Source organism: Streptomyces sp. NPDC047061 (genome assembly GCF_040643955.1).
Taxonomy (GTDB): domain Bacteria; phylum Actinomycetota; class Actinomycetes; order Streptomycetales; family Streptomycetaceae; genus Streptomyces.
Map to the genome: position 1 here is coordinate 1 of NZ_JBEYVI010000107.1, position 5,421 is coordinate 5,421.

Genomic DNA, 5,421 nt, shown 5'->3' on the forward strand with positions numbered 1-5,421 from the left:
CCCGGCTATCCCTACGTCGTCGAGGAGTCCGGGCCGGCGGCGGTGCGCGGCGAACTCGTCACCGCGCGCCCCGGAACTTGACGGTTCCGGCCACCCCGGCGGTCTTTTGTCATCGCCCTTCACATGGTGAGCGACGGCTGCGCCACCAACCTGGGGGCGCTGGGGGTACCCCCGGCCGAAGGCTGGGGGAGGAACTGCGCGAACGGCCCCACACGGCCCGCAGCCGCCCTGCAACAACACCACCCACCCCATTGGGCACACGCACGCCGGAGGGCCCGCAGCGAGGCACGCTGCGGGCCCTCCGGCGTGCGTCGGCTCACGCCTCCCGGCGAAGGGACGGCTTCAGCTCCTTCAGACGCCCCAGAAGCCCGTTCACGAACGAGGGCGACTCGTCCGTGGAGAACTCCTTGGCGAGCTGCACCATCTCGTCGAGGACGACGGCGTCCGGCGTCTCGTCGACCCAGATCAGCTCGTACGCGCCCAGGCGCAGGATGTTGCGGTCGACGACCGGCATCCGGTCCAGCGTCCAGCCCACCGCGTACTGGGCGATCAGCTCGTCGATCCGCTTCGCGTGCACGGCGTAGCCCTCGACCAGCTGCATCGTGTACTCGCTCACCGGCGGCTGCCGGGTGTCGTCCCGGGAGAGCCGGATCCAGTCCGCGAGGACGGTCAGGACATCGGCCCCGCGCTGGTCGCCTTCGAAGAGGATCTGGAAGGCACGCTTGCGGGCCGTGTTGCGGGCAGCCACGGTTAGCTGTTCACCCGGCCGAGGTAGTCGCTCGTGCGGGTGTCGACCTTGATCTTCTCACCGGTGGTGATGAAGAGCGGGACCTGGATCTGGTGACCGGTCTCCAGGGTGGCGGGCTTGGTGCCGCCGGTGGAGCGGTCGCCCTGGACGCCCGGCTCGGTCTCCTGGATGGTCAGCTCGACGGCGGCCGGGAGCTCGACGAAGAGCACCTCGCCCTCGTGCTGGGCGACGACGGCCGTGAAGCCCTCGATCAGGAAGTTCGCGGCGTCGCCGACGGTCTTCCGGTCGATGTGCAGCTGGTCGTACGTGTCCATGTCCATGAAGACGAAGTACTCGCCGTCCATGTACGAGAACTGCATGTCGCGCTTGTCGACAGTGGCCGTCTCGACCTTGACGCCGGCGTTGAAGGTCTTGTCGACCACCTTGCCGGACAGCACGTTCTTGAGCTTGGTGCGCACGAAAGCGGGGCCCTTGCCGGGCTTGACGTGCTGGAACTCGACGACGGACCACAGCTGGCCGCCGTCGAGCTTGAGCACCAGGCCGTTCTTGAGGTCGTTCGTGGAAGCCACGGTTGCGGAATCTCCTGGACTGACGTGGACGACCCCGGGGCACGCACCTTGGCTAGAGTGCGAGCAGCTCCTTGGTCGTGATGGTGAGTAGCTCGGGTCCGCCGTCCGCCTCGGGGCGTACGACGAGCGTGTCATCGATCCGGACGCCGCCCCGGCCCGGGAGGTGGACCCCCGGTTCGACGGTGACCGGCACGCAAGCGTCCAGTTTACCCATGGCTGAAGGGGCGAGCTGCGGGTCCTCGTCGATTTCGAGTCCGACGCCGTGTCCGGTGAGCGGCTGCAGGCCCTCCACGTGGCCCGCCGAGCCCAGTACCTGGCGGGCGGCGCGGTCGACGTCGCGGTAGGCGGCGCCGGGCACGAGGCTCTCCCGGCCGGCCCGCTGGGCGGCGAAGACGAGGTCGTAGAGCTCGATCTGCCAGTCGGCGGGCGAGGTGCCGATGACGAAGGTGCGGCCGATCTCGCAGCGGTAGCCGCGGTAGGTGGCGCCGAGGCAGACGGAGAGGAAGTCGCCCTCCTCGACCCGCCGGTCGGTGGGGCGGTGGCCGCGGCGGCCGGAGTTCGGGCCGGTCGCCACGGAGGTGGGGAAGGCCGGGCCGTCGGCTCCGTGGTCGACCAGCCGGCGCTCCAGCTCCAGGGCGAGGTGTCGTTCGGTACGGCCGACGAGGATCGACTCCAGCAGCTCACCGAGGGCCTGGTCGGCGATCTCGGCGCCGATGCGGAGGCAGGAGATCTCCTCCTCGTCCTTGACGACCCGGAGCTGCTCGACGGCGCTGCCCAGGTCGGTCAGGCGGAGCTGGGGGGCGACGGAGGCGAGGGCACGGTGCCGGGCCACGGTGAGGTGGTGCTCCTCGACGGCGAGGGCGTCGGTGTCCTGGGCGGCGGCGAGGTCGGCGGCGGCCACGGCGGGGTCGCCGCCGGGGCCTTCCAGGAGGTGCGGCCGCAGGGACTCGTCGGGGCGGGCCTCGCCGGGGCGGTCGTCGGGCGGGCCGGGGCAGACGAGGAGGTCCTCGCGTCTGCCGAGGAGCAGGACGGAGCCGGTGGGGGCGGCGCCGGCGAGGTATCTCACGTTGGCCGGGTGTGAGATGACGGCGGACTGGCTGCCGGCCGCGTGGCAGCGTTCCCTCAGCCTGGTTCGGCGGGCCGCGTACACGTCTGACATGAGTCGAGCGTAGGAGGGGTGGGCGTTTTGTGCCGGTTGAGGGGGGCCGAGTGGGGTGGCTGGGCGCCGTTGTGGGGTGCGGGTCCGTGGGACTTTTGCGCAGTTCCCCGCGCCCCTGAAAGACGGGCCGGTGGGGGTTGCTCACACCGTTCCCCGCGCCCCTTGAGGACAGGCCGGTGGGGGTTGATCACGCCGTTCGCCGTGCGCCCAAGAGCAAGAAGGTGGGTGTGGTCCCCCCGATTACCAGTTCGGGGGGCTGGCTATCGCTCGTGCCAGGACCTCGTCGAGGACCCTTGCCGTGCTCGGGACGTCCAGCTGCGAGTTGTCGACGATCGGGAGGCCCGAGCCGTACCAGCCCGCCATGCGGCCGTGGATGCGGGCCACCTCCTCGTCGGTGAGGCGGCGGTTGCCCGTACGTTCCGCGTTGCGTTCCAGGACGATGTCGAGGCCGGGGAGGAGGACGACGGGGAGCAGGCCGGGGCCGACGTGCCGCTTCCAGCCGCCGAGGCCGACGACCGGGCGGTCCGGGAAGACCGCGTCGTCGAGGATGCACGAGATGCCGTTGGCCAGGAAGTTGCGCGCGGCGAAGCCGCAGGTGCGGCGGGCGAGGCGGTACTGGGCCTCGGAGTGGTCGTTCCAGCCGGACTGCGGGTCGGCGAAGCCCGAACGGACCCACTCGCGGACGTCGTCGAGGCTGATGTGGGCGGTGGGGACCCGGCGGTGGTCGGCCCAGTACTTGGCCACGCTGGTCTTGCCCGCACCGGCCGGGCCGATGAGGAGGACGGCCAGGGTGGTGGCGGTCGGGTCGGGCGCGGTGGGCGCGCTGGGGATGCCCACCGGGGCGCCCGGCGGCAGCGGGACGTGGCCCGTGGTGTCGGGCGGCGGCGGGGCCGAGGGAAGCGGGGGGATCGGAGGAACCGACGGCTGCGGCGGGGCGGCCGGCGGTGGCGGCACGGGCGGGGAGCTCTGCGGCGCTCCCGGGTGCTGTGCGGCCGGCTGCCAGCCGGTCGGTCCCTGCCCCGGCTGATGGGGCGGCGGCAGCGGAGATCCCACTGCGTGCTGCATCCGGTGCCACTCCGTCTCGTCATGTTCGGCTGCGCTCGTTACCGAACGGTACCGCCCGCGGTCGTCCTTTGGTGAAACGGCCGGGGGCGGTCCGAAGTGCCCGCGTCGCCAGGCGAATCGGGCGGAAGGAACAGCGGCGGACCTACTGCCCGACCTCGCCGTACGCGGCGAGGAGGACGGCCGGGTCCGGGCCTTCCAGGACGGTCGGTTTGCCGAGGCCGTCCAGGACGATGAAGCGGAGCAGGTCGCCGCGGGACTTCTTGTCGACCTTCATCGTCTCGACCAGCTTGGGCCACTGGTCGTAGCGGTAGTGCAGCGGAAGGCCGACCGACTCCAGGACGGTGCGGTGGCGGTCGGCCGTCGCGTCGTCCAGCCGGCCGGCCAGCCGGCCCAGCTCGGCGGCGAAGTGCATGCCGACGGCGACCGCGGCACCGTGACGCCACTTGTAGCGTTCGTTCTTCTCGATGGCGTGGCCGAGCGTGTGCCCGTAGTTGAGGATCTCCCGCAGGCCCGATTCCTTCAGGTCGGAGGAGACGACCTCGGCCTTGACCCGGATGGAGCGCTCGATCAGCTCGGCCGTGTGCGGGCCCGCCGGGGTGCGCGCGGCCTGCGGGTCGGACTCGATGAGCTCCAGGATCACCGGGTCCGCGATGAACCCGGCCTTGATGATTTCGGCGAGTCCCGAGACGTAGTCGTTGACCGGGAGCGAGTCGAGGGCGGCGAGGTCGCAGAGGACGCCCGCCGGCGGGTGGAAGGCACCCACCAGGTTCTTGCCCTCGGCCGTGTTGATGCCGGTCTTGCCGCCGACGGCCGCGTCCACCATCGCCAGGACGGTGGTGGGGACGGCGATCCAGCGGACCCCGCGCAGCCAGGTCGCGGCCACGAAACCGGCCAGGTCCGTCGTCGAACCGCCGCCCACGCCGACGATGACGTCGGAGCGGGTGAAGCCGGACTGGCCGAGCGCCTTCCAGCAGTAGGCGGCGACCTCGGCGGTCTTGGCCTCCTCCGCGTTCGGCACCCGGATGGCGACGGCCTCGTAGCCCTGCCCGGCCAGGTCGGCGCGGAGCGCGTCACCGGTCTCGGCCAGCGCCTCAGGGTGGATCACCGCGACCCGCTTGGCCTTCTCGCCGATCAACCCGCCCAGTTCGCCGAGGAGTTGCCGGCCCACCAGGACCTCGTACGGATCGGTGCCCGCCGTGCCGCCGACCTGGATCCTTGTCACTTGGTTCGCCACAGCGTCCTCCGGCCGGGGGTCCGGGGGTTGTCCCCCGGGAGATGCAGCCAACTCCAGTGCGTCCAGGGCTGCTTGGGTGACCTCTTCGGGTGTCCGGCCGTCGGTGGCGACGACGGCCGTGGCGACCTCCTCGTACAGGTGCCGCCGGGCTTCCATCAGCTCGCGCCACTGCTTGCGCGGGTTGAGGGCGAGCAGCGGCCGGGCCGCGTTCAGGCCGGTGCGCTTGACGGCCTCCTCGACGTCCATCGAGAGGTAGACCACCCGGCGGTCGGCGAGCAGGCCGCGGATCTCCGCGTCGAGGACCGCGCCCCCGCCGAGCGCGAGGACACCCTCGTGCCCGGCCAGCGCCGCCTGGACCGCCCGCTTCTCGATCGCCCGGAACGCCGGCTCGCCCTCGGCCACGAAGATGTCGGCGATGGTGCGGCCCTCGGCGGCGACGATGTCCTCGTCGGTGTCCCGGTAGCCGACACCGAGCCGCTCGGCGAGGAGCTGCCCGACCGTGGACTTGCCCACGCCCATCGGCCCGACCAGCACCACCCTCGGCACGGCGCTCACCGGATGGCCAGGTGGTCGAGGTACGACCGGACGTTGCGCCCGGTCTCGGCCACGCTGTCACCGCCGAACTTCTCCGCCACCGCGTCCGCGA

Annotated in this window: 5 protein-coding genes; all 5 read right to left on the reverse strand. The window is 71.9% G+C overall.

All coding sequences use genetic code 11. The annotated features are described in order from the left end of the window. Window positions 1-316: 316 nt before the first annotated feature. Window positions 317-748 (reverse strand): transcription antitermination factor NusB, encoded by a 432-nt coding sequence (gene nusB / locus ABZ887_RS50835; protein WP_189264621.1) that lies wholly within the window; start codon window positions 746-748, stop codon window positions 317-319. Window positions 749-750: 2 nt separating this feature from the next. Beyond that, window positions 751-1,317, reverse strand: a complete 567-nt coding sequence (gene efp, locus ABZ887_RS50840) for an elongation factor P (protein WP_361306503.1) — start codon at window positions 1,315-1,317, stop codon at window positions 751-753. A gap of 52 nt (window positions 1,318-1,369) precedes the next feature. Beyond that, window positions 1,370-2,476: an aminopeptidase P family protein gene (locus ABZ887_RS50845; RefSeq protein WP_361306505.1), complete on the reverse strand. Its 1,107-nt coding sequence runs from the start codon at window positions 2,474-2,476 to the stop codon at window positions 1,370-1,372. A gap of 240 nt (window positions 2,477-2,716) precedes the next feature. Continuing rightward, the gene (locus ABZ887_RS50850; protein WP_361306507.1) at window positions 2,717-3,541 is read right to left on the reverse strand and encodes a Pro-rich N-terminal domain-containing protein; all 825 of its coding nucleotides are present in this window, start codon (window positions 3,539-3,541) and stop codon (window positions 2,717-2,719) included. Window positions 3,542-3,683: 142 nt separating this feature from the next. Beyond that, window positions 3,684-5,294 (reverse strand): 3-dehydroquinate synthase, encoded by a 1,611-nt coding sequence (gene aroB / locus ABZ887_RS50855; protein WP_361306509.1) that lies wholly within the window; start codon window positions 5,292-5,294, stop codon window positions 3,684-3,686. Window positions 5,295-5,421: the final 127 nt, after the last annotated feature.

Excerpts from the sequence above, each read along its gene's own strand:
- ABZ887_RS50850 (WP_361306507.1), bottom strand. The coding sequence starts at position 3,541 with ATGCAGCACGCAGTGGGATCTCCGCTGCCGCCGCCCCATCAGCCGGGG.
- ABZ887_RS50845 (WP_361306505.1), bottom strand. The coding sequence starts at position 2,476 with ATGTCAGACGTGTACGCGGCCCGCCGAACCAGGCTGAGGGAACGCTGC.
- aroB (WP_361306509.1), bottom strand. The coding sequence starts at position 5,294 with ATGGGCGTGGGCAAGTCCACGGTCGGGCAGCTCCTCGCCGAGCGGCTC.